The sequence below is a fragment of the Planktothrix serta PCC 8927 genome (genome assembly GCF_900010725.2).
Classification (GTDB): Bacteria; Cyanobacteriota; Cyanobacteriia; order Cyanobacteriales; family Microcoleaceae; genus Planktothrix; species Planktothrix serta.
Window position 1 is genome coordinate 24,770 of the sequence record NZ_LR734877.1, and the last position, 23,578, is coordinate 48,347.

Consider the following 23,578-nt stretch of genomic DNA (forward strand, 5'->3'; position numbering starts at 1 on the left):
TTACAAGGGTCAAGCCTTGAATGTTACCACGCCTGACACAAAGACACAAAGAAGTTGTAAACATTAACCTGCTCATTGCTATAAATGAAAAGCCGACAAATAGGAAAGCTCCCGACTCTCGGCGAAATTATTTCCAGGGTTTATTTTAAAAGGGTTAAATAATCAGAAATGCTATAGGTAGCTTTATTCTATTTAATATTCTAGTGTAACAATTAGTATGATAACTGATAACTGATAACTGATAACTGATAACTGATAACTGATAACTGATAACTGTCTCACGCTTTCAAGGGTAAAACTTCTTGAGTTTGACGGATTTGTGGACGACTTTGATAACTAACCATAAACGTATGCAAGCTACGGCGCAAATCTTCTCGACCTTGGAAATGTTCAAGTCGATATAATATTTGACCTCGATCAAAAACAATTAATGTTGGTAACGTTTGCAGGCGATAGGTACTGGCTAACTTTAAACTTTGATCTGCATTCACCCCAACCAATTTGACTTTGCCTCGCCAGTCCTCCTGGAATTGACGTAGTTGAGGCATAATCAGCTTACACAATCCACACCAAGGTGCCCAAAAATGTACCAGAACGGGAGTAGAAGCTTCCAGAACTTCTTGCTTAAACATCTGCTCATTGACCGACAACAGCATGATCCCTCAAATTTTATTAATGAATGTTTTTATATCCTTGGGATCATGCTACCAGTCTATGTTACCTGTCGCACGAATTAATAATGGATGAGCTTGCCAGAGTAGAAGGATAAAAATACACACTCCCAAATAAGCCCAGCGAAAAAACTCCTTAATTTCAAGGGTTTGACGACCTTGTAGAATAGCTAAAAACGGAATTACCGAAGTCCGAGATTTGACGGTTTCAAAGGATTTGCCATAACGAGCGAATAAACGGCGATCGCCATGCCAAACGGCAAACAAATGATGCAAGACTAACCCCACCGATGTTAGGAGGGTGAAGCTTGTCCCAACCCAGAGGGTATGACCCATACACCAAATCACTTGACCCACCATTTGTGGATGTCTGGTAATGCGGATAATTCCGGTTTCATAGAGATGAACTTCTGGTTTCGCAATGGCGGCAATTTCTAATAAATTAAACGTGGCTGGATACAGAAAAATAAATGAAATTGCCGATAAAATCCAAACAATCGGTTTAACAACTGTTACATCCTGAACCATCCACAGTTGTAACCCATCGTAACGGTGATTAAAAAAGTAAATAATCAGAACGGTTGCGAAGGGAATACTCACCAAGGCAAATAAAACCCGATACAGTCGGGGGCCAATTTTCGATTCTCCCCAAGGCCGTAATGCTGCTAAACCACTATGAGCGATCGCAAATCCCAACAGTAACCCTAACATAACAAAATGGCTCGGAGTCAGCCAATGATCAGACATTTTTACCTCTTCTCAATATAGTTAGATAATAAAGTTAATTTCAATACAGATCATCCCGCAGTATGCTGAAAGAACTTGATCCCCCATCCTAAAAGCCATCACGCTTGCTGATTTTACCGAGGTTGAGGAATATGTCTGACCTTCCATTCACTTTAGATCAGTTACGCATTCTCAAAGCCATTGCGGCTGAAGGCAGCTTCAAACGCGCTGCTGATAGCCTGTATGTCTCCCAACCTGCTGTCAGTCTCCAGGTACAAAACCTAGAACGACAGTTAAACGTACCCTTATTTGATCGAGGGGGACGTCGGGCTCAACTGACTGAAGCAGGTCATCTGCTCCTCAGTTATGGTGAAAAAGTTTTGTCCCTGTGTCAAGAAACCTGTCGCGCCATCGACGATTTACAAAATCTCCGGGGCGGAACCTTAATTATAGGGGCATCTCAAACCACCGGAACCTATTTGCTCCCTCGGATGATTGGGTTATTTCGGGAAAAATACCCCGATGTTTCGGTGCAGTTACACGTTCATTCCACCCGGCGCACGGCTTGGAGTGTGGCGAATGGACAAATTGATTTGGCCATTGTCGGCGGCGAAATTTCTTCGGAATTGACCCAAGCCTTAGAAATTGTCTCCTATGCTGAGGATGAACTGGCGTTAATTGTTCCGATCTCCCATGAATTTGCCCAACGAGAAACTATCCTCAAAGAGGATTTATATCAGTTAAAATTTATTACCCTCGATTCTCAATCCACAATTCGTAAGGTCATTGATCAAGTCTTAACGCGCTGTGGGATTAATACAACCGATCTCAAAATAGAAATGGAACTGAGTTCGATTGAAGCGATTAAAAATGCTGTTCAGTCGGGGTTAGGGGTGGCGTTTGTTTCTACTTCTGCCATTGAAAAAGAGTTGCAAATGGGGGTGATCCAAAGCGTTAAAATTGATCAGGTGATTGTCAAACGGACATTATCAGTGATTTATAATCCTAATCGCTATCGCTCAAAGGCAGCAGAGGCTTTTACCAATGAAGTTTTACCTAAATTTGCCAGCCCCAATTTTAACCAACATTCCATTGATATCCAACACCCAACGGAATACACAGCCTTACCTTTATCAGACTAATTCAATCTCTTTTATTATCAATTCTTGAGGTTAAATTTCTCTGTAATGCTCTAATTTTTACCCTGTTTTAATCTAAATTCTTTACCTTTTCCCACAATGACAGATGTTCCTTTTACATTAGATCAATTACGCATTCTCAAAGCGATCGCGGCTGAGGGAAGTTTTAAGCGCGCAGCTGATAGTTTATATGTCTCTCAGCCTGCTATTAGTTTACAAGTTCAAAATTTAGAACGACAATTAAGTGTTCCTTTATTTGATCGGGGCGGACGTCGAGCTAAATTAACAGAAGCCGGACATCTTCTGCTCAATTATGGCGAAAAAATTCTGAGTTTATGTCAAGAAACCTGCCGTGCAATTGAGGATTTACAAAATCTTCAAGGAGGAACATTAATTGTCGGTGCGTCCCAAACTACAGGCACTTATTTGCTTCCCCGAATGATTGGATTATTTCGAGAAAAATATCCCGATGTCGCGGTTCAACTTCATGTTCATTCAACTCGACGCACGGCTTGGAGTGTCGCTAATGGACAAATTGATTTAGCAATTATTGGGGGGGAAGTTCCGACCGAATTACACGATTCTTTAACGATTCAACCTTATATTGAAGATGAATTAGCCTTAATTCTACCCCCGACCCATCCCTTTGCCAAATTAGAAACAATTCAAAAAGAAGATTTGTATAAACTGCAATTTATTGCCTTGGATTCTCAGTCTACCATTCGCAAAGTGATTGATCAAGTTTTAAGCCGATGTGAGATTGATCCCCGATGTCTGAAAGTGGAAATGGAGTTAAATTCTATTGAAGCGATTAAAAATACAGTTCAAGCGGGATTAGGCGCGGCATTTGTCTCAACTTCAGCCATTGAAAAAGAGTTACAAATGCAGGTTTTACACCGGATGACAATTGAAGATGTTGTAGTCAAACGGATGCTTTCAGTTATTGTTAATCCTAATCGCTATCAGTCCAAAGCGGCTGAAGCGTTTAGTCGAGATATTTTACCCTTATTTACTTCCCAAGACTGGGCATTAAGTACCCATACTTTTGCCTCAAATGCTTCTAAAAAACCTCCAATTTTTGACACATTCATCCCCCCTTCCGATTTAAACGAACCTCAGTATCCCGAACCTTAATTCAGAAAAACTTAAGTGTTTTAGCACTTTAGAAAACCTGTAATTAATCTATAATTAAACTTTAAAACAATCAAATGCTGTTGACTGTTGGCTCCTATTTTCTGTCTCCTTAACTCCTATGAAAATTTACTGTACTCGTCCCGGTTGTTTGGGTGCTGATCGCAATAGTTTCACGGATTTAGAGGATCAAATGACCCTCAAAACAGTGCAGCAAAAATTCTGTGCTACCTGTGGAATGCCTTTAATTTTAGATGGTCGTTATCTCCCTGAACGATTATTAGGACAAGGAGGATTTGGTACGGCATTTTTAGCCAAAGATCGCCGATCTCCTACGCTTAAATCTTGTGTCGTTAAACAATTTCAACCCTCATTTGATTTAAACCCTCAACAATTAGCAACCGCACAAAATCTGTTTGAACGAGAAGCTCATGTTCTGGAACAGTTGGGCAATAAACACCCCCAAATTCCTGATTTATTTGCCTATTTTCCCTTAGAAGCACCAGGATGGCGTTCCTCAAAACCGCAACAATTTTTTTATATTGTTCAAGAATATATTACTGGCGAAAACTTAGAAAAAGAACTGGCGACAAAAGGACAATTTTCGGAAACAGAAGCGCGAGAAGTCTTACAAGAAGTTCTCAAAATTCTGGAGTTTGTTCATGATCATGATGTGATTCACCGCGATATTAAACCTTCTAATATTATGCGCGATCGCCAAGGTCGTTTACATTTATTAGATTTTGGTGCGGTTAAACAGGTGACACAAAGTGCAGGCGGAACATCCACCGGAATTTATTCTTTAGGGTTCGCACCTTCTGAACAAATGCGAGGTTATACGGTATTTCCCTCTACGGATTTATATGCTTTAGCGGTGACTTGTATTGTTTTATTAACCGGAAAAGAACCTCAAGAGTTATTTGATAGTTATAGTGATCAATGGAAGTGGAAACAATTTGTTCAAATTTCCGATGAATTAGCGACAATTTTAGATAAAATGTTATTACCCACACCGAGCGATCGCTTTGGTTCCGCTACTCAAGTTTTAACAGCCTTAAATCCTCCTCAAATTCAACCAATTTCTCAACCTTCTCCCCTCCCCTCCCCTCCAGTTTCTCCTCCCCCAACCCAACTTCAACCCCCTGCAATAACTCGTTCTTTTTCTAGTTTACAACTATTATCCAGTGCAGCATTTACAGGCTTTGAAGGTGGCGTTTTAGCTTGCTTAGGAGTTGCTTTATTCAAAGTCTCTAATTTCAATCCTATTCTTTTATTAATTATCGGTTTAGGGGTGTTCACAGGATTAATATTTGCTCAATATCAACGTTGGGTTGAAGCTGGGTTTGACTTTATTATTATTCCTTTTATTTCTATCGGAATTTTATATTTTATCCTGTTAAAATTAAACTTTTATATCATTTTAACGACCGTTCCTTTTATTATCGCTATATTCGCTGTGGCTGTTACTGCTTTATTTCGGTTGGTTTATCTGATGCTTCAACGAATCTTGTAAAACGAGGATACCAATATTGCTTAAATTATCCTAGATAATTTTTCTACCTTGATTAATTCTTTTGATTGACCTACTCCTTGATTTTATAGGATTATTAATATTATATAGCAATCCGTGTAGGGGTGGCGTCTCCCAACCCTCTTTGCGCCTGGGTTGGGAGGGACGCCACCCCTACAGGTTTTAATCATAAATCCTACACGGATTGCTATATTAATACCTGTCCCTATAATCTTACAAAAGTGGTAAAATTTTACCTAATACTGGAAACCCCTTAGATTTATGACTCAAAAAAATGATACTACCACTTTAATCCTAGCTTTACTGATTACCGGAGGATTTATTGGCGGCGGAATTTGGTGGTTTACTCGCAAGATAAATTTCTCAGATGTCTTAAATTCTAATCCCTCTCCTTCTGTTTCCGTTACTCCTAACTCACCGTCTATTCCTCCTCAATCTATTTCTCAATCCTCAACAACCGAATTTAAAACCTTTGCTGAAGTTCCTAATGTTCCTAACGGACTATTTACTTATGGAGGAAGTACCACATTTGCCCCGATTCGTCAAGGGATTAATCCCGAAATTCAACGGGTTTTTCCTCAATTTCAACTCCGATATTTTCAAAATCCTAGTCAACCCCCCGGCTCAGGAATTGGGATTAAAATGTTAATTGAAAATCAACTCACTTTTGCGGAATCTTCCCGTCCTCTACAAGAACCAGAATATCAACAAGCTAAACAACGAGGATTTGATTTAAGAGAAATTCCGATTGCAATTGATGGGATTGTGGTTGCAGTTAATCCTAGCTTAAATATTCAAGGATTAACCATTAATCAATTAAAACAAATTTATACAGGTGAAATCAATAATTGGAATCAACTCGGAGGTGATAATCTTCCCATTATTGCCTATTCTCGGACTCAGGAAGCTGGAGGAACAACTGAATTCTTTATTACAAATGTATTAGGAGGATCTGGGTTAGGAAAAGCCGTAAAATTGATTTCAACGACCACAGAAGCCTTAAGAGCAATTTCCAATAATCCAGGGGGAATCTATTATGCCTCTGCTCCAGAAGTTGTAGAACAATGTACAATTAAACCTATAGCGATTGGTTTGACATCCGATGCTTTAATTCAACCCTATCAAAATCCCTTAATTCCTCCCGAAGCTTGTCCCCAACAACGAAATCAAATTAATCCTGTCGTGTTTATAAATGGAGAATATCCCCTAACAAGACGTTTATTTATTATTATCAAACAAAATAGTTCAACTGAACAACAAGCCGGAGAAGCTTATAGTCAACTTCTATTAACCTCTCAAGGTCAAGATTTAATTGAAAAATTGGGGTTTATTAAAATTCGTTAAGTTCCTTTAGGGGTTAACTATTTCCAAAAATGTTAAAATAGACTTTAAATCTCAATTGATAAAATTTACCCCTTTTAAAATCAGATGTCTCAAAAAAATGAATCTCTAATCTTACTATTAGCACTCTTAATTACAGGAGGGTTATTAGGAGCAGGTTATTTTTTCTTTTTTAAATCGTCTCCTCAACCGCTATTGAACTCGAATAACCCCCCATCTTCCTCTGGAAATTTACCCTCAACGTCCTCACCTAATATTGCTGTAGGGTCGATTGAAACTCGCATCAGTCAAGGGGAAAAAGTGTTAATTCCGTCAGGAAATTTAGCCCTCAAACAAGCAGGAGTTGCTGCTTTAGCTTCTCGTCAATATCAGGAAGCTGTTCAACAGTTTAATGCGGCTTTACAACAAAATAAAAATGATCCTGAAGCCTTAATCTATAAAAATAATGCTCAAATTCGGCAAAATAATCAACCCTATTATACCATAGCAGTATCGATTCCGATTGGAACTTCAGTTAACACCGCCCAAGAAATTTTAAGAGGCGTTGCTCAAGCTCAAACGGAAGTTAATCAAGCCGGAGGGTTAGGCGGAAAATTATTAAATGTGATCATTGTTAATGATGATAATAGTCCTGAACTGGCTCAAGAAGTTGCTAAAACTTTAGTTAATAATTCCGAAGTTTTGGGCGTAATTGGTCATTTTGGCAGTAACACGACTGAAGCAGCAGCACCGATTTATGAAGCAGGAAAATTAGTCTTAATTTCTCCCACCAGTACAGCTACAGAAATCTCTAATGCGGGAGACTTTATTTTTAGGACAGTTCCGAGCGATCGCTTTGCAGGAAGTACCTTAGCACGATATCTCTTAAATACCTTAAACTTGAAAAAAACCGTTTTATTTTTTAATAGTGCTAATCAATATAGTACCTCTTTACAAACCGAATTTACAACAGCATTAAGTGGGGATGGGGGCGAAGTGATCAGGGTTTTTGATATTGCTAAACCCAATTTTAATCCGATGCAAGCCTTAGAACAAGCGCGTCAACAAGGAGCAGAAGCCATTGTATTAACGCCCGATTCTTCAACCATTGAACAAGCGTTACAAGTGGTCAGAATTAATCGCCAACAATTACCCTTATTAGGAGGAGATAGTCTATATCGACCGGAAACATTGAAAGTGGGAAGCGATGCAGCCGGGATGGTCATTGCCATTCCTTGGCATATTTTAGCGAATCCTGATTCTGCCTTTGCTCAAGCCGCTAATCAACTCTGGGGAGCGAGTGTTAACTGGCGTACCGCAACGGCCTATGATGCTACAAAAGCCTTAATAGCTGCTATTGCTAAAAACCCTACCCGAACCGGGGTTCAAGAAACCCTTTCCGCTTCCGATTTTAACCCTGAAGGTGCAACAGGTGTGATTCAATTTTTACCCTCTGGCGATCGCAATCAAGCCTTACAATTAGTCACAATTGAACCTGGAACTCGTTCAGAATTAGGTTATGATTTTGTTCCGGTTCCTTAACTTAAAAACCGGGTTTCTAGGATAATACCGTTCAGCTTACAGCAAATCAAAGTTTTCCTTTTGACTCTGTTAATGTTAGTTTCTATATTGCAGACCATCAAAACATAAACGCACAAAGGATCATGTCGGACACTCCATCGTCTCAACCTTCAGAAGAATTAACAACAGAAGCGAATTCAGATCGCAGTGCTAAAACCCGACAACTGTTAGGGATGAAAGGAGCCGCACCGGGAGAAAGCTCGATCTGGAAAATTCGCCTGCAATTGATGAAACCGATCACCTGGATACCCTTAATTTGGGGGGTGGTCTGTGGTGCTGCTTCATCAGGACATTTTAGCTGGTCACTCGAAGATGTGTTAAAAGTGGCGGCCTGTATGTTAATGTCCGGGCCATTAATGACCGGGTACACCCAGACCATGAATGATTTTTATGATCGGGAACTCGACGCCATTAATGAACCCTATCGTCCCATCCCAAGCGGAGCGATTTCCATTCCCCAAGTTGTCAGCCAAATTTTACTATTATTAGGCTTAGGAATAGGCGTTTCCTACCTGTTAGATACTTGGGCGGGCCATGAATTCCCCATCGTTACCGTTCTCTGTATTGGGGGGGCCTTTGTGTCCTATATTTACTCTGCACCCCCTCTAAAACTCAAACAAAATGGCTGGTTAGGAAATTATGCCCTAGGAGCGAGTTATATTGCCTTACCTTGGTGGGCGGGTCATGCGTTATTTGGAGAACTGACCCCAACCATTATGGTTTTAACCCTGTTCTATAGTTTAGCCGGGTTAGGAATTGCCATTGTTAATGATTTTAAGAGCGTAGAAGGCGATCGACAACTGGGGTTACAATCCCTTCCAGTGATGTTTGGGATCACAACCGCAGCCTGGATTTGTGTTTTGATGATTGATATCTTTCAAGCGGGAATGGCCGTTTATTTAGTTAGTATCAAGCAAAACCTTTATGCTACCGTTCTCTTGCTGCTGGTAATTCCTCAAATTACCTTCCAGGATATGTATTTTCTACGCAATCCTGTAGAAAATGATGTTAAATATCAAGCAAGCGCCCAACCGTTCCTCGTGCTAGGAATGTTAGTTGTGGGTTTAGCTCTGGGTCATGCGGTTTAAGGAGTTGTTCAATTCCTGGAAAATCGCACTTTCCCAACCCTCCTGAAGCCTGGGATCAAGGAAAAACCTTGATTTTCAGTGAGATCAGGGTTCGGCAGCGAACTGTAGAGGCAAGCTGGTCTTGCCTTCTGCGGGTTTAAAATAGACTGTCGAATGATCATCAAAACCACCGATTTGCCCGAACCCATGGAAGAATCTCAATTACCCTCCCGACCCAAAACGGACTCTGCTCAGTCAGAAACCGAATGGGAAACTAACCCCAGTACGGTTTCAACCCAACCTGTTTTGACGTCATCTGCTACCGTGACTGAAGACGAACCCGATGAGGATTCATCTTTATCTGCACCTGAGTCCAAAAGTTCAGATCAAGTTTGGTATCGTCGCACGCTGGATCGCTTGAATTCAGAATGGGTTAAACTCCGCCAGAGTCTTACCTCTGAAGACAAGCTAGGGAAACGTTGGTATCGCCGTCCCAGGATTTGGATCGGGGTAGGAGTGATTAGTTTAGGGGGTGGCGCCTTGGGTTATGGAGCTTGGCAATGGTATCTTGTTGATCAAAGCTTACCCCCAGTCTCCGTCAGTGGCATGGCATCCTATAGCCGAGATGGCACAATTACGATTAAAGCGACGAATGGGGATATTTTAATGCAGGTGGGGCCAGCAACACGGGAAAAGCTCCGACTCAAACAAATTCCTGAAAAACTGGCACAAGCTTTTATTTCGACTGAAGATATTCGCTTTTATGAACATGATGGTGTGGACTATCAAGGAATTGTTCGCGCCATTGGGTCTAATCTATTAGCAGGGGGAGTGGTAGAAGGAGGAAGTACCATCACCCAACAGTTAGCCAGAATTGTTTATTTGAATCAAGAACATAGCCTCACTCGTAAACTCAAAGAGGCGATGGTTTCTTGGAAAATTGAAGATCAAATCAGTAAAGAAGATATCCTAGAACGCTATTTGAATTTAGTATATCTGGGTTCGGGTGCTTATGGAGTCGCGGACGCGGCTTATGTTTATTTTAGTAAATCTGTGAATGAGTTAACGTTGTCGGAAATGGCAATGTTAGCAGGTTTACCCCCCGCACCGAGTCAATATTCTCCCTTAGAAAATCCAGAGGCGGCGAAGAAAAGACGTAATATTGTTTTACAACGGATGCAGGATGCTAAGGTAATCACCGCCACCGAAGCGCAAGCCGCCATGCAAGAACCGCTTAATCTTAAACCCAGTCAACCGAAACGGTTATTAGTTAAAGCGCCTTATTTTTCCAGTTATGTTCTTAAAGAATTACCCCAATATGTTTCTAAAGAAGCCATGGAAGCTGGGGGGTTAATGGTTGAAACCAGTTTAGATGTCAAATGGCAAGAAGCCGCAGAAAAAACCGTTAAAGATGCGGTAGAAATTGATGGAGCCGGATCTAATTTTAGCCAAGCCGCGTTAGTTTCTATTGAAGCGAAAACCGGAGAAGTTAAAGCGATGGTGGGGGGATATGAATATAAAGATAGTGAATTTAATCGCGTTACCCAAGCTCAACGACAACCGGGATCAACCTTTAAAGGATTAGTTTATGCAACAGCTATTAGTGCGGGTTTTTCCCCTTATGATAGCTATTTAGATGAACCCTATAAAGTTGATGGCTATCGTCCTCGAAATTATGGGAATAAACATTCTGGATGGACATCAATGTCCGATGCTTTGAGCCGTTCTATTAATGTAATTGCGGTTAAAGTATTAGTTGATGTGGGGTTTGAACCTGCCATCAAAATGGCAAAAGATATGGGAATTAAATCTCCGTTGAAACCTACTTATGCGATGGCATTAGGAGCCTATGAAGTGAATTTATTAGAGTTAACCAATGCTTACGGAACTTTAGCCGATGAAGGTAATTATATTCCGGCTCATGGCATTCGTCGCGTTTTAGATAAACAAGGAAATATCATTTATCAAGCTAAATTTAAACCGAAACGAGTTTTAGATAAAAATAGTGCCGCCATTACCACTTGGATGTTAGAAGGAGTTGTTAATGGGGGTACTGGAGGCCCTGCGGCTTTATCGGATCGACAGGTTGCTGGTAAAACCGGAACCTCTGAAGAAGCTAGAGATTTATGGTTTATTGGTTATATTCCCCAAGCTGTAACCGGAATTTGGTTAGGGAATGATAATAATGATCCGACTTGGGGCGCGAGTAGTAGTGCGGCTTATAGTTGGGGGGAATTTATGCAGAAAGTTGTCGAAGGAATGCCGATTCAAAAGTTCCCAAAACTGCCGGAATTAGAAGGACGTAAAGGCAGTATTAAAGCGAAACCCCATGAACCTAATAGTATTGAAACGGGGTCAAAAGTCGCTATTGAAGACGGTGATCCCGGACAAAGTTCGAGTGGGGATGGAACCTATGCCAGCAATTCTGAAACTTACGATAGTGGTTCCTATTATAATGATAACAACGGCTATTCCTCTGATGGATATTATGATAACTCCTATTCCGATGGCTATTCCTCCGAGGGGGGATATTCGGAAGAAACCAATAATTACTAACAGCTAAATTTTGTTAAATGCGCTAAAATCAAGTTATGTTTGATTGCGATCGCCGGGTTTAAGGAGACTATTCGGATATGGATGAACTGAAACCAATTTTACAAGAATTAACCCATGAACCTATTGCATTTTTAGGCGGGTTTGTCTCAGGTTTATTAAAATTAAACTTGAATGATGATCCGGTTAAAACCTGGCTAGAGAAACAAGGGGGAACAACGGGATCTACTTCCTCTGACTCTAAAAATAATAACGGCAATTCAGGTGGCCCTCAATCGATCACGATTGATTAATATTAGGGATAGGGCTATTTCCTATCCCGATAATTCTATCCCCCCATCCCCCATCGCTTCTTTTTCCCTTGTCCGCTACACTAATTTTAATTAATAGTTAGGGAAACTGCGGTGAAAGTCCGAGGCTGTGTGGCAACTGTAAGCCAGAGTTATTCCTGACAAGCCAGAATGCCTACCTATTAAATTCCTGTACACCTGCCTCACACGGGGAAGGAAACCTAATCATACATGATGACTAACAACACAGAACTTTCCATTAAACCATCAGACTCAACATTTCCCCCTTTACCTCTGCAACGTCCCTTATTACTCATTGGTCACGGTACCCGTGATGGGGATGGACGAGAAACGTTTTTAGAATTTGCTCAGGCGTATCAACAATTAGATCATTCTCGTCCCGTTGTTCCTTGTTTTTTAGAATTAACAGAGCCTACTATTCAAGAAGGAATTGATCGCTGTATTGAACAAGGTTATACGGAATTATCCGCATTACCGTTATTATTATTTGCAGCGCGACACAATAAATTTGATATTACCAATGAGTTAGATCGAGCCAAACAACGACATCCACAATTAACCTTTCATTATGGCCGACATTTTGGCATCAGTCCCAATATTTTAGAGTTATTGCGATCGCGTTTACAACAATTAGAACAACCGCAATTAAACCCCTTAAATATCCCCAACTCCGAAACCGTATTATTATTTGTCGGACGGGGAGCCAGTGATCCTGATGCTAATGGAGATGTCTACAAACTGGCTCGAATTCTCTGGGAAGGAAGCGGTTATTCAACGGTTGAAACCTGTTTTATTGGCATTACTCACCCCCGTTTAGAAGAAGGATTTCGTCGCGCTCGACTCTATCAACCCAAACGAATTATTGTCTTACCTTACTTCTTATTTACCGGGGTTTTAGTTAAGAAAATCTTTGATATTACCGCCCAACAACAGGAACAATACCCGGAAATTCAGATGACTTGTTTACCCGAAATGGGTATTCAACAGGAGCTTTTACAACTATTACGAGATCGGGAAATAGAAACCCAACTCGGACAAGTTCAAATGAACTGTGAAATGTGCAAATTCCGGTTAGCTGCTATTTCAGGAGATCATGATCATCATGGTCATGATCATCATCACCACCATCATGATCATGATCATCCTCCTATTGATCCCTATGCCAAATTAGAAGATTATCATCAACGAATTTGGCATACGCCTTAATTCTTTGTTTAATCAAAACACAAAGACACTAAGACACGAAGAAAGACTTTGTGCCTTTGTGTCTTTGTGGTTTAATAAAAACACAAAGACACGAAGACACTAAGAAGAGAAGATGCAGAGAGAACCTATTTCTGAGGAGGTAAACCAAGTTGCAAAGCAGATAGTGGATGCTGCTTTTAATGTCCATTCTGCTTTGGGTGCAGGGTTATTGGAAAGTGTTTATGAGGTTTGTTTGGAGTATGAATTAACTAAACGAGGTTTAAGGGTTGAGCGTCAGCTAGTTCTACCTGTAATTTACGATAACATCAAGTTAGAAGCAGGATTTCGGATTGATTTATTGGTAAATCAATGTGTTATTATCGAACTCAAAGCTGTGGAAACTCTTTTACCTGTTCATACTGCACAAGTAATCACCTATCTCAAACTTTCTAAACACCGACTTGGACTCCTGATTAATTTTAATGTTCCCTTAATTAAAGAAGGAATTAAACGCATCGTCCTCTAAACCTTCGTGTCTTTGTGTCTTTGTGGTTCGTTTAAAACATTAAAATTACAGCAAACCATACACCCATTTAACCAGTTCTGGCGATCGCAAAACACCTTCATGGCGACCAACGGGTTGACCATTTTTAAATAACATTAAGGTCGGTAACGCCATAATATTATATTGAGATGCGAGTTCCGAGTATTTATCACTATCAATTTTAACAATTTGGATTTGTTGACTCATTTCTTGATTGACTTCTTCTAAAATAGGAGTCATCATTTGGCAAGGGCCACACCAAGTTGCGTAAAAATCCACTAACACCGGAACATCAGAATTGCTGAGTAATTCTTGAAAGCTATTAAAGGTTTGTTTAACGGCCATAGCTGATTACCTTAAAATTTTTCATTTCAATTATAGCGATTCTTCAGAAATTGGGTTTCTCTTAACTTGACAACTCAAATCTGAGATGATGAGTTTTGACAAAATTATAGTTGGAGAAACAATACGATGGAACGTTTACCCGAAAGTTTACAACATTTAAAGGGACAAGTGGCGATGGTTACGGGAGGATCACGGGGTATTGGTCGCGCGGCGGCGTTAGCGTTAGCCACAGAAGGTGCTAAAGTTGTGGTCAATTATGCCAGTTCTTCGACGGCGGCGGATGAGGTAGTTGCTGAAATTACGTCTTCGGGGGGTGAGGCGATCGCACTCCAAGCGGATGTATCCAAAGCGGATCAAGTGGATGCGTTATTTAACAAAGTAACAGAAACCTGGGGAAAAATTGATATTTTAGTGAATAATGCCGGAATTACTCGTGATACTTTACTGTTAAGAATGAAGCCGGAAGATTGGCAAGCGGTGATTGATTTGAATTTAACCGGGGTGTTTCTTTGTACTCGTCTTGCGAGTAAAATTATGCTCAAACAAAAGTCAGGACGAATTATTAATATTACGTCGGTTGCTGGACAAATGGGCAACCCCGGTCAAGCGAATTATAGTGCAGCAAAAGCCGGGGTTATTGGGTTTACAAAAACCGTAGCCAAGGAGTTAGCAAGTCGGGGAATAACGGTGAATGCTGTTGCGCCTGGATTTATTGCGACCGATATGACCAAAGTGTTGAAAAATACGGAAGAAATTCTCAAATTTATTCCTTTAGGTCGTTACGGTCAACCGGAAGAAGTGGCGGGAATGATTCGCTTTTTAGCAGCAGATCCGGCGGCGGCTTATATTACGGGTCAAGTGTTTAATGTCGATGGCGGAATGGTAATGGCATAGATCAGGGATTAAGATGAGATGGATGACACGGATTTCACGGATTTTTCGGGGGTGGGAGTCCGTGTCAATAGTAGAAACGTTGTATTTACTCCAAAGTCCTAAAGTTTGTGTAATGGGTTTTAGGAGTTGCTTGATTTTGTTTAACTCGTTCTAATAAACCAGGAATTGCCAAGAGTTCCTGGGTTGCCGCTTCGCTTTCAGCATTTGCCAAGTAAGCCGCAAAATCAGCAAGTACCTGTAAGCGTTCTGGTGATAGCTGCTGGAGTGACTCACTAAGCTGGCGTTGTAACTCTGTTACAGATATTGCAACTGATGATGAACTATCATCTATTGGGGAATTATCTATCGTATTCATACCTGTTTTCCAACTTCAAGGTACGGTCTTAATTGTAATCCATCCTTTGGGAGATAATAGGGAATTAGGTACAATCCCCTTTATATAGGTACTATTAGACTATAGAGTACCTATATTAAAAATACTTATATAATTCAACCTCTCGTTTATTAGGAAGAAATCAGGCGATCAATTCCTGAGTTATGATAAGATTAAGGGTAAATCTTCGTTTAGAGACTCCAATGACCCAAAAGTAGAATCTAAAGAATCCGCTAGTTGAGGAGCGCTTTCAATCATACCATATTGAGCAAATTTTTCTGACATTTCTTGCCAACGGTTGGCAGAAATAGAACCGATTTGCTCAGGGTTAATCCCAAAGGTAATATAATCAGAAATTAATTTTAAAGATTGAGTTTGGTAATCTAAATTATGATATTTACTCTGAGGTTTTGTGTAAAAATCAACAACAATTTTAGCAGCTTGATTAATATCATTTAAAGCTAATTTCCATCCTTGAAAAGAAGCTTTTAAAAACTGATTAACCCTTTGAGGATTATGCTCTAATAACCACTGATGGGCAAAAATTACCTGCACATAAGCATCATATCCATAGTCACTAAATTTTAAAATTTGGGGTAGAATTCCCGTTTGGGAATTAAAGCCAAGGGGTTCATCGACAATATAACATTGAACTGCTGCTAATTCCCCACTTTGTAAGCGATCATATTTATCTTGATAGGAAATCGGAACAATTTCAATGTCTTGGGGTAATAAGCCACTCGTATTCATGACGAATTCCATGACTTTTTTAGTATTTCCCTGCATTCCGACTTTTTGACCGACTAAATCATGGAGGGATTGAATATTTTTTTCGGGAAGAGACATTAACCCCAAAGGGGAGGCTTGAAACATTGTAGCGATCGCTTTAATCGGATATCCTTGAACTTGTGCGGCTAAAATTGCATCTTGTTCTCCACATCCTAAGATTAAGGGATTTTCGGCTACTTGTTCAAATATTCCCCGATGTAAATTTACCGATTTAATTTCAACCTCTAACCCCCGTTGTTGATAAAGTCCATAATAATCCGCTAATAATAATCCTGCAAATTGAACATTATATTTCCAATCTAACTGCATGATTAAAGGTGCGGTTGGGGAGAGATTCAAATCGGTTAGAGGTGTTAATTTTTTACCCACGAAGGAAAATACTAAAGCACCAGAGTATTTTACAAAGTCTCGCCGAGAAATCAATTCTATTCCCTCCAAGCACAGTAAATCAGAATAAATTTAATCGGCTATTTTGGGGGGACGACCGATTAAACCTGTCATTAATCGTAATGCCAAATACCGCAAAACTTGCACTTTTTTTAATACCCCTAATCCCATTCGGCGTAAACTCACTTTTGGTGTCCAATCTCCTGAAAAGCTTCGATCTAAAAAATCCGTTAAGCCTAAAACGATTAAATTCTCTTTTTGTCGCCAACTTTCATAACGTTTTAATCCCCCTTCTTGTCCAATATCTTCACCCTTTTCCTGGGCTATTTTCAACACTTCGGCTAAGGCTCCCGCATCCCGAATTCCCATATTTAATCCTTGTCCACCAACAGGATGACAACCATGAGCCGCATCTCCTACTAATGCTAATCGGTGTTGAACATAGCGATCGCTCTGCATTAATTGTACAGGATAAACATAGCGATCGCTCAATAATTCTAATTTTCCTAATAATCCTCCCGTGCGATATTCTAATAATTGCAAAAACTCGGTTTCATCTAATTCTTTTAACGCCTGAGCTTCCGCATGGGGAGCCGTCCAAACCACTTGACAACGATTTCCGGGTAAAGGTAAAACCCCCATCGGGCCACTGGGCCAAAACCGTTCAAAGGCAACATTTTGATGGGATTTTTCCGTTTTAATGGTCATCGCAATACAAGATTGCCAATATTTCCAACCGTGAGTTTTAATTCCGGCTTCTTCTCTGATTCGAGATTTAGAACCATCCGCCGCCACAATAATTCGACTGCGAAGTGTTTGAGAATTCCCCTGGTTTTCTATGTTTATTTCTACATAATCGGGATGATAATTAACAGTTTTTAAAATAGCCGGACATTGCCAAGAAACATTCGGACATTGTTTTAAAAATTCATACATTGCTGACAGCATCACCCCATGTTCGCCCACATATCCTAATTCATCGGTTCCTAAATCTTGGGGGAGAAACTTCACAACACTGGGGTAATCGGAATCGCTTAAACTAATTTGATAAAACGTAGTAATTTTCGGTAAAATCTGATTCCAAACTCCAACTCCGTTGAGAATACGTCCGGTTTGTAACGTTAACGCATAAGCGAGTTGTTTACTAATGACAACTTCTGGCCGTTGGGATTCTATGATCGTTACTTTTAACCCCGAATCTTTCAACCCACAGGCTAAAGTAGCTCCAACAATTCCACCCCCGACAATAACCACATCATAATCTATCTCTGGCTTTGAGGAATTCATGGCGGCGGATTGAGTTTGTAAATGCGACGACACCAGCATAATGTTCGGTGATTGTACTGAGAATATGAACAAATTCTATTGTTACACATTTTCAATCACCGGATCAGTTTCCGAACTAAAATCTGATTCTTTTTCACAAAAAAACTTAGTATAAGGCGCAAATCTTTCTAAAATAATTTCCATTTTTTGAGAGTGTTAATAAGCGACTCAAAAAATAGGGTAAACTGAACACTGGTTAATGTAAGCTCTTTTTTTCATGACACATCCTGCTGCACCCGAAATTAATCCCCATCTCTGGCCAGAGTTATTACAACAACTATTAGACCGCCAATCCCTTTCCATCACGCAAGCGTCACAATTAATGCAGGGATGGCTCTCGGAAACAGTTCCTCCTGTGCTTTCCGGCGCGATTTTGGCTGCTATTCAAGCTAAAGGCGTATCCGCCGAAGAATTAGCAGGAATGGCCTCGGTTTTACAGTCGTTTTGTCCTCCTCAACCCCCTTCCAGCCTAACCTCTCCCTATCGGGTTATTGATACCTGTGGAACAGGTGGCGATGGAGCTTCAACCTTTAATATTTCTACCACCGTTGCCTTTGTTGCGGCTGCGGCTAAGGTTCCAGTGGCTAAACATGGAAATCGTTCAGCCTCGAGTAAAGTCGGCTCGGCGGACGTGTTAGAAGCCTTGGGAGTCAACTTAAAAGCACCGGGGGAAAAAGTTACCCAGGCTTTATCGGCGGTCGGAATTACGTTTTTATTTGCTCCCGGTTGGCATCCGGCCATGAAGGCCGTTGTCCCCCTGCGTCAAACGCTGAAAGTCCGAACTGTATTTAATTTATTAGGGCCGTTAGTAAATCCCTTACATCCTAGCGGACAAATCATGGGTGTTTTTGATTCAAAATTGCTCCGTACTATTGCGGAAGCGTTAAATCAATTAGGTACGGAAGTTGCGATTGTTTTACATGGACGGGAAAGACTGGATGAAGCGGGATTAGGGGATATTACTGACTTAGCAATTTTATCTCAAGGTGATGTTCAACAAGTCACTTTGAACCCCCAAGATGTCGGGTTAACTTCCGCACCCCTCAGCGCTCTCAAAGGAGGAAATATTGAAGAAAATGTTGAAATTCTGCGAAATTTATTACAAGGAAAAGGAACACAACCTCAACAAGATGTGGTGGCTCTAAATACTTCTTTAGCATTACAAGTTGGGGGTGTTGTTCCGATGGGAGATCATCAGAAAGGAATCTGTTTAGCTCAAGAGATTTTACAAAGTGGTGTGGCTTGGTCAAAACTGGAAGAACTGGTTAAATTTCTGCAAGATTAATGTTATAGCATCGTAAGAGATTTGCAGAAAAGTTACCCAATTTTTAAGAGGGTTGGGAGACCCAACCCCTACATTTTTTATAGATTTAACTGGGTTTAGGTATCGGTAAATTTAGGGGAACAGAGGGTTGAACGGGTTTAACTTGAAAGACATCTTTTAACGCTTGTTCTAAAGTGGGTCGCATGACAATTCTATTTTCACTGGCGACAATCACTCGAACTAAGGTTGGTAAACTATTTTCTGTTGCTTCTAAATATAAAGGTTCAACATAAAGTAGGGATTGTTCAATGGGAATCACTAATAAATTACCTTGAATAACCCGTGATCCTTGACGACTCCAGAGGGAAATTTGCTCAGAAATTTCCGGTTCTTGGTTAATTAAAGCTTCCACCTGTTCCGGGCCAAAAATCAAACGTTGTTTGGGGAAACGATATAAGAGTAAATTCCCATAATGTTCGAGATCAGAACGAGCCGCTAACCACGCCACTAAATTATTCCGACTCGCGGGAGTAAACGGAAGCAGAAGCATAAATTCCTCTGATTTTTCCGTCGGTAATCGCATAATCAAGTAATAGGGTTCTATGGGTTGTTGTTTGTCTGCATAAATTTCAACCGGAACTCGCCAAAGGTCTTCTCGATTATAAAAAACAATCGGATCACTCATGTGATAAGTGAGTAAATGTTGAGATTGAGAGCTAAATAAATCAACGGGATAGCGAATATGTTGACGCAGCATAATTGGCATTTCTTCAATCGGATGAAATAAATCAGGAAAAACTATTGTTAGCGTCGATATAATTGGATCTTGAGCTTGATCTAAATAATAAAATTTGATTTTTCCATTATAGGCATCAACAATAACTTTAACCGAATTTCTAATATAATTAAAGTCGGCTCCTTCTGGATCGGAATAGGGGTAAAGATTACTGGTTGTATAAGCATCAATCATCCAATATAAATAATTATGATCAACGGAGGTCGAATTAGAATCAGCAACAACAAGATAGGGATTACTATCATAATGTAGGAAAGGTGCGATCGCTTTCACCCGTTCTAAGATATTTCGCCGAAATAGTAATTTTGTTTTCGGGGTAAAGTTATCAGTAAATAGCATTTGCCAATTTTTTAAATAATAAGCAAATAAAAACCGTTTCCATCCGGTTCCAATGACAATTCCTCCTTCTCCGTCATAGATGTTATAAACATTCTCATTTCCCAAGGGAAAATCGAGTTCTTTGACTTGAGTTGAAGTCATGATTTGAGTATTAGTCAGTAAGCCGTAATAAAGTCGAGGTTTACCAATGGGAATCAGATTTTTAATTCGAGGAGAAACTTCTAAGGTTGTATCTTGATCTAATAGGGGATCAGCACCAATATTTTTAACAAAATATTCAGGAAGACCCCCCTCAGCCACTCGATTAACAGGAGAGAGAGTAAAACCATAACCATGAGTATAAACTAAATGTTCATTAACCCAAGTCTTGGCTTTTTCAGGAACTAATTCATAATTTAATTCCCTAGGAGCGATCAGTACCTGTTGCTTTTGTAAATCTGTGTTGAACTTTCCTAAAAACTTCTCTGGTAAAATAGAATACCGATCATAATCTGCATCGGAAAATTCATAATAGAGGCGAATTTGTTGTAATTGACGATTGGTTTGTAATAAGGGTCGTTTGTCCCAAAGACGAATATTATCAATCGTTAAATTATTATTTTGAATATTGGTATAGGTTAGTTTAGCATTGGGGTCAAATGTTTCCACCTTGATTTGATCTAAATTAAATCCTTGGCGAGTATACTTAATACTCTGCTTAATATAAGGTAATTCTCGTTCTAATTCGTTGGGTAGAACAATTAACTGTTGAACTAAACTGGGTATAATCCCTGCTACTAGAATAACAAGTCCTAAATACCAAGTAAAAATCGCTCTCAGGGAATAGCTATCTGCAAATAATTTATTTCGTAGGGGGTTCCGGTGTTTTTTTAGACGGTTTAATCCTATGTTTTTTAATAAAATCTCAATATAAGGTCTGATTTTTTTAACAGAAAAAACTGCTTGCCAAGTTAGAAAAATAGCAATAAAAACAGCAACAATTGATAATAATAAATAACCCGGTTTTAAGATATTAACATCAGTATAGTCTGCACCAAATACAACTCCCTCGCTGGAGTACAACAATTCATAACGAGCTAACCAATAGCGCATAGCACAACTGAACATTAGAAGCGCTGCTAATCCATGAAGGTGACGTTGCTGGGGTTGGGAAAAACTAGGAAATCGTCCTTGACTGAGACTATTTCCCGAAAGTAAATACATTAAACTACAGGTAATAAAGCTAACCGAAAATAATCCGATCAACCAAAATTCCAGCAGGTGAGCAATGGGGAGACTAAAAATATAAAAGCTAATATCTCGATTTAATAAAGGTTCTATTTGGTCAAAGGAAGTCGGATGAAAATATTGTAAAAAATTTGCCCAATAACTTGACAATAACAAGCTAAACCCAAAGCTAAAAATTAATACAATAAAACTAAAAACTATTAAAGGTTTCCAGAGAATAGCAATAACCAAGCTGAATAAAATAGGTATTTTCCAACTATAAGATTTAAAAAAATTAATCCCTTGCTCAAAAATTTGAGGTTCAAACTGTGCGGGAAGGGTAAAAAATAGAGGGGGACTGGAATCCCAATGCCAATAACTTATAAAAATCTGGCTATAGTGAATAATAATAGAACCCAGTAACAGAGATAAACCTATAACAATCAATAAAAGCGAAGGTAATCCTAATGAAAATCTGGGTAAATTTTGATGAGATAAATCAAAAATATTATCAGGATGTTTATTTTGTAAATGATCAGGTAAATATTGATAGCGTTGGGCTAGAATTAAATTTCCCCCTAACCAAACTGCGGTAATACATAAACCCAATAAAGCTAACCCAATTTCTATTTTTAATCGTTCTTGAAAAACGGACAAATAATTAACTTCTTTAAACCACAATGATTCAGCCAGAAATTTAGCACTGAGATCGAGAATAAATCCTAACCCCAATACGGCTAAACTAATTTTAAAAATCCAATTTTTGGTGATCATGGAACTAAATTGAGCCAGGAGAAAGCCATTAGTTTTATTTTAACCTGTGAATTTAATCCCAAGGATTGATTTACACTTTAGAAACCGATGGACAATCTGCCAGATACCATCGCCAAGGAAAATCCTTTCCTTGAGAAAGTCCAATGCGTGTGGTTTGGATAATAGCACTTGGCTGTTGTTCTAAGCTCTGTTGAAAGGCTGAAGTCCGATGTTCTAACCATAAAGGTTGATCTGGACGTAGAGGCAAACCGTTAAACTGAGTATTAATTTGTAGGAGACGACACAATTTTCCAGGGCCAGAAGCTAAACGAATCCTTTGTTTTGGGGTTAGAGGTTGAGTTTGTTCTAACTGGGCGAGAAGGGAAACTGGAACAGATTCTAACTGTAAAGCCCGAATTAAGACCGCACTAGGAACTCCCTCTAAATCTGTGACCACATTCAAACAACAATACATTCCATAAATCAAATAGACATAACTGACTCCTGCTGGGCCAAACATCACCGCATTCCGAGGAGTCCGACGACGATAGGCATGACAAGCCGGATCATCCGGTGCATAAGCTTCTGTTTCAACAATTAAACCACGAATTTGCTCTCCATCTGGGAGTTGTCGCACCAGTGTACACCCCAATAATTCCGGTGCGACCTGAATTGATGGTACTGCCAACTCAGATGGGTCTACAATCAAAGGCGTTGGCATTGAGTTCATAAACGACAATGGATATAAAATTCGTGTTAGCTGGATTAACGGTATTATTTACCTTTTCTTGCCTGTTCTTCGGAACTAAAAATGGCTTCTATGATACCGATAATTATCACGGTAACGGTTCCGCCCACTAATTGGGGGGTGTGGGGGTCAAGACTATTTGATTAGGGTTTGACCTCTCCCCTAACCCCTCTCCTGCAAGGCGAGGGGAGAAAGAACACACCCCCGACCCCTCTCCTGCAAGGTGATGGGATTAATTGTTACAATTAAGTTTCTATAGTAACCTGTTATCGGTTGATATCATAGGTTTCAATGATATAGGATTCAGGAATAGTTTGAACGGAAGATTGAGAAGATTTAGAATTGAGAATTAAGACAAAAATTAGGGCGATCGCACTAAAAACAATAACCGTTAAAACCGGATCATTAGTGCGAATATGACGCTCTCTTCCACATTTTAAACACACCCAATGATCAGCATCGTGGCGGTTTTGAACCCAACGACAGGTAAAGCCATTGCATTCATTATCTTGCATAATATCTCCTTTTATTTTAACCTAAATTGATTCAAAAAGCCTGTAGGGGCGGGTGTCTCTTTGCTTTGAAAATTACCCCAAATA

22 protein-coding genes are annotated in these 23,578 nt (G+C 39.8%); 13 read left to right on the top strand and 9 right to left on the bottom strand.

The features are described from left to right. Positions 1-278: 278 nt before the first annotated feature. Positions 279-656 (bottom strand): thioredoxin family protein, encoded by a 378-nt coding sequence (locus PL8927_RS16790; protein ID WP_083623808.1) that lies wholly within the window; start codon positions 654-656, stop codon positions 279-281. A 48-nt stretch (positions 657-704) separates the two neighbouring features. Then, positions 705-1,418, bottom strand: a complete 714-nt coding sequence (locus PL8927_RS16795; RefSeq protein ID WP_083623812.1) for an NnrU family protein — start codon at positions 1,416-1,418, stop codon at positions 705-707. Between the two features lie 131 nt (positions 1,419-1,549). On the opposite strand from PL8927_RS16795, the gene PL8927_RS16800 reads away from it, so the two are divergent. From PL8927_RS16800 to PL8927_RS16845, 10 genes are all read left to right on the top strand, one after another. After that, a complete protein-coding gene (locus PL8927_RS16800; protein WP_083623816.1) occupies positions 1,550-2,539 on the top strand; it encodes a LysR family transcriptional regulator in 990 nt (329 codons plus the stop codon). 96 nt (positions 2,540-2,635) lie between these two features. Continuing rightward, positions 2,636-3,670 (top strand): LysR family transcriptional regulator, encoded by a 1,035-nt coding sequence (locus tag PL8927_RS16805; protein WP_083623819.1) that lies wholly within the window; start codon positions 2,636-2,638, stop codon positions 3,668-3,670. 118 nt (positions 3,671-3,788) lie between these two features. Beyond that, complete coding sequence (locus PL8927_RS16810) at positions 3,789-5,180, top strand: serine/threonine-protein kinase (protein WP_083623820.1); 1,392 nt, start codon at positions 3,789-3,791, stop codon at positions 5,178-5,180. Positions 5,181-5,459: 279 nt separating this feature from the next. Then, entirely contained in the window at positions 5,460-6,542 is a 1,083-nt protein-coding gene (locus PL8927_RS16815) for a PstS family phosphate ABC transporter substrate-binding protein (protein ID WP_083623823.1), read from the top strand. A gap of 84 nt (positions 6,543-6,626) precedes the next feature. After that, positions 6,627-8,060, top strand: coding sequence for an ABC transporter substrate-binding protein (locus PL8927_RS16820; RefSeq protein WP_083623825.1), 1,434 nt, complete (start codon positions 6,627-6,629; stop codon positions 8,058-8,060). A 122-nt stretch (positions 8,061-8,182) separates the two neighbouring features. Further along, positions 8,183-9,187, top strand: a complete 1,005-nt coding sequence (chlG, locus tag PL8927_RS16825) for a chlorophyll synthase ChlG (RefSeq protein ID WP_083623827.1) — start codon at positions 8,183-8,185, stop codon at positions 9,185-9,187. A gap of 153 nt (positions 9,188-9,340) precedes the next feature. Further along, positions 9,341-11,722 carry a transglycosylase domain-containing protein gene (locus PL8927_RS16830; RefSeq protein WP_083623829.1) on the top strand — a complete coding sequence of 794 codons (2,382 nt, stop codon included), beginning with the start codon at positions 9,341-9,343 and terminating at the stop codon, positions 11,720-11,722. Positions 11,723-11,799: 77 nt separating this feature from the next. Further along, complete coding sequence (locus tag PL8927_RS16835) at positions 11,800-12,012, top strand: hypothetical protein (RefSeq protein ID WP_083623831.1); 213 nt, start codon at positions 11,800-11,802, stop codon at positions 12,010-12,012. Positions 12,013-12,243: 231 nt separating this feature from the next. After that, positions 12,244-13,236 (top strand): sirohydrochlorin chelatase, encoded by a 993-nt coding sequence (locus tag PL8927_RS16840; RefSeq protein WP_331281837.1) that lies wholly within the window; start codon positions 12,244-12,246, stop codon positions 13,234-13,236. Between the two features lie 112 nt (positions 13,237-13,348). After that, positions 13,349-13,741: a GxxExxY protein gene (locus tag PL8927_RS16845; RefSeq protein ID WP_083623836.1), complete on the top strand. Its 393-nt coding sequence runs from the start codon at positions 13,349-13,351 to the stop codon at positions 13,739-13,741. A 45-nt stretch (positions 13,742-13,786) separates the two neighbouring features. On the opposite strand, the gene trxA is transcribed toward PL8927_RS16845, so the two are convergent. Next, positions 13,787-14,104 carry a thioredoxin gene (gene trxA, locus PL8927_RS16850; RefSeq protein WP_083623838.1) on the bottom strand — a complete coding sequence of 106 codons (318 nt, stop codon included), beginning with the start codon at positions 14,102-14,104 and terminating at the stop codon, positions 13,787-13,789. A gap of 126 nt (positions 14,105-14,230) precedes the next feature. Here trxA and fabG point away from each other — a divergent pair, with 126 nt between their 5' ends. Next, positions 14,231-14,998, top strand: coding sequence for a 3-oxoacyl-[acyl-carrier-protein] reductase (gene fabG / locus PL8927_RS16855; RefSeq protein ID WP_083623841.1), 768 nt, complete (start codon positions 14,231-14,233; stop codon positions 14,996-14,998). A gap of 85 nt (positions 14,999-15,083) precedes the next feature. On the opposite strand, the gene PL8927_RS16860 is transcribed toward fabG, so the two are convergent. From PL8927_RS16860 to PL8927_RS16870, 3 genes are all read right to left on the bottom strand, one after another. Further along, complete coding sequence (locus tag PL8927_RS16860; protein ID WP_083623843.1) at positions 15,084-15,353, bottom strand: hypothetical protein; 270 nt, start codon at positions 15,351-15,353, stop codon at positions 15,084-15,086. A gap of 180 nt (positions 15,354-15,533) precedes the next feature. Next, a complete protein-coding gene (locus PL8927_RS16865; RefSeq protein ID WP_083624879.1) occupies positions 15,534-16,583 on the bottom strand; it encodes an ABC transporter substrate-binding protein in 1,050 nt (349 codons plus the stop codon). Positions 16,584-16,619: 36 nt separating this feature from the next. Continuing rightward, a complete protein-coding gene (locus tag PL8927_RS16870; protein WP_083623845.1) occupies positions 16,620-17,873 on the bottom strand; it encodes an FAD-dependent hydroxylase in 1,254 nt (417 codons plus the stop codon). A gap of 217 nt (positions 17,874-18,090) precedes the next feature. On the opposite strand from PL8927_RS16870, the gene trpD reads away from it, so the two are divergent. Further along, positions 18,091-19,158, top strand: coding sequence for an anthranilate phosphoribosyltransferase (trpD, locus tag PL8927_RS16875; protein ID WP_083623847.1), 1,068 nt, complete (start codon positions 18,091-18,093; stop codon positions 19,156-19,158). Between the two features lie 85 nt (positions 19,159-19,243). On the opposite strand, the gene PL8927_RS16880 is transcribed toward trpD, so the two are convergent. Next, positions 19,244-22,252: a UPF0182 family protein gene (locus PL8927_RS16880; protein WP_083623850.1), complete on the bottom strand. Its 3,009-nt coding sequence runs from the start codon at positions 22,250-22,252 to the stop codon at positions 19,244-19,246. Between the two features lie 70 nt (positions 22,253-22,322). Next, positions 22,323-22,961 (bottom strand): DNA-3-methyladenine glycosylase, encoded by a 639-nt coding sequence (locus PL8927_RS16885; RefSeq protein ID WP_083623856.1) that lies wholly within the window; start codon positions 22,959-22,961, stop codon positions 22,323-22,325. An 8-nt stretch (positions 22,962-22,969) separates the two neighbouring features. Here PL8927_RS16885 and PL8927_RS28855 point away from each other — a divergent pair, with 8 nt between their 5' ends. Then, positions 22,970-23,092 (top strand): hypothetical protein, encoded by a 123-nt coding sequence (locus PL8927_RS28855; RefSeq protein WP_269322023.1) that lies wholly within the window; start codon positions 22,970-22,972, stop codon positions 23,090-23,092. Between the two features lie 153 nt (positions 23,093-23,245). On the opposite strand, the gene PL8927_RS16890 is transcribed toward PL8927_RS28855, so the two are convergent. Then, positions 23,246-23,494: a hypothetical protein gene (locus PL8927_RS16890; protein WP_083623859.1), complete on the bottom strand. Its 249-nt coding sequence runs from the start codon at positions 23,492-23,494 to the stop codon at positions 23,246-23,248. Positions 23,495-23,578 lie beyond the last annotated feature (84 nt).

Coding starts and splice junctions, on each gene's coding strand:
- PL8927_RS16790 (WP_083623808.1), bottom strand. CDS start 656: ATGCTGTTGTCGGTCAATGAGCAGATGTTTAAGCAAGAAGTTCTGGAA.
- PL8927_RS16795 (WP_083623812.1), bottom strand. CDS start 1,418: ATGTCTGATCATTGGCTGACTCCGAGCCATTTTGTTATGTTAGGGTTA.
- PL8927_RS16800 (WP_083623816.1), top strand. CDS start 1,550: ATGTCTGACCTTCCATTCACTTTAGATCAGTTACGCATTCTCAAAGCC.
- PL8927_RS16805 (WP_083623819.1), top strand. CDS start 2,636: ATGACAGATGTTCCTTTTACATTAGATCAATTACGCATTCTCAAAGCG.
- PL8927_RS16810 (WP_083623820.1), top strand. CDS start 3,789: ATGAAAATTTACTGTACTCGTCCCGGTTGTTTGGGTGCTGATCGCAAT.
- PL8927_RS16815 (WP_083623823.1), top strand. CDS start 5,460: ATGACTCAAAAAAATGATACTACCACTTTAATCCTAGCTTTACTGATT.
- PL8927_RS16820 (WP_083623825.1), top strand. CDS start 6,627: ATGTCTCAAAAAAATGAATCTCTAATCTTACTATTAGCACTCTTAATT.
- chlG (WP_083623827.1), top strand. CDS start 8,183: ATGTCGGACACTCCATCGTCTCAACCTTCAGAAGAATTAACAACAGAA.
- PL8927_RS16830 (WP_083623829.1), top strand. CDS start 9,341: ATGATCATCAAAACCACCGATTTGCCCGAACCCATGGAAGAATCTCAA.
- PL8927_RS16835 (WP_083623831.1), top strand. CDS start 11,800: ATGGATGAACTGAAACCAATTTTACAAGAATTAACCCATGAACCTATT.
- PL8927_RS16840 (WP_331281837.1), top strand. CDS start 12,244: ATGACTAACAACACAGAACTTTCCATTAAACCATCAGACTCAACATTT.
- PL8927_RS16845 (WP_083623836.1), top strand. CDS start 13,349: ATGCAGAGAGAACCTATTTCTGAGGAGGTAAACCAAGTTGCAAAGCAG.
- trxA (WP_083623838.1), bottom strand. CDS start 14,104: ATGGCCGTTAAACAAACCTTTAATAGCTTTCAAGAATTACTCAGCAAT.
- fabG (WP_083623841.1), top strand. CDS start 14,231: ATGGAACGTTTACCCGAAAGTTTACAACATTTAAAGGGACAAGTGGCG.
- PL8927_RS16860 (WP_083623843.1), bottom strand. CDS start 15,353: ATGAATACGATAGATAATTCCCCAATAGATGATAGTTCATCATCAGTT.
- PL8927_RS16870 (WP_083623845.1), bottom strand. CDS start 17,873: ATGCTGGTGTCGTCGCATTTACAAACTCAATCCGCCGCCATGAATTCC.
- trpD (WP_083623847.1), top strand. CDS start 18,091: ATGACACATCCTGCTGCACCCGAAATTAATCCCCATCTCTGGCCAGAG.
- PL8927_RS16880 (WP_083623850.1), bottom strand. CDS start 22,252: ATGATCACCAAAAATTGGATTTTTAAAATTAGTTTAGCCGTATTGGGG.
- PL8927_RS16885 (WP_083623856.1), bottom strand. CDS start 22,961: ATGAACTCAATGCCAACGCCTTTGATTGTAGACCCATCTGAGTTGGCA.
- PL8927_RS28855 (WP_269322023.1), top strand. CDS start 22,970: ATGGATATAAAATTCGTGTTAGCTGGATTAACGGTATTATTTACCTTT.
- PL8927_RS16890 (WP_083623859.1), bottom strand. CDS start 23,494: ATGCAAGATAATGAATGCAATGGCTTTACCTGTCGTTGGGTTCAAAAC.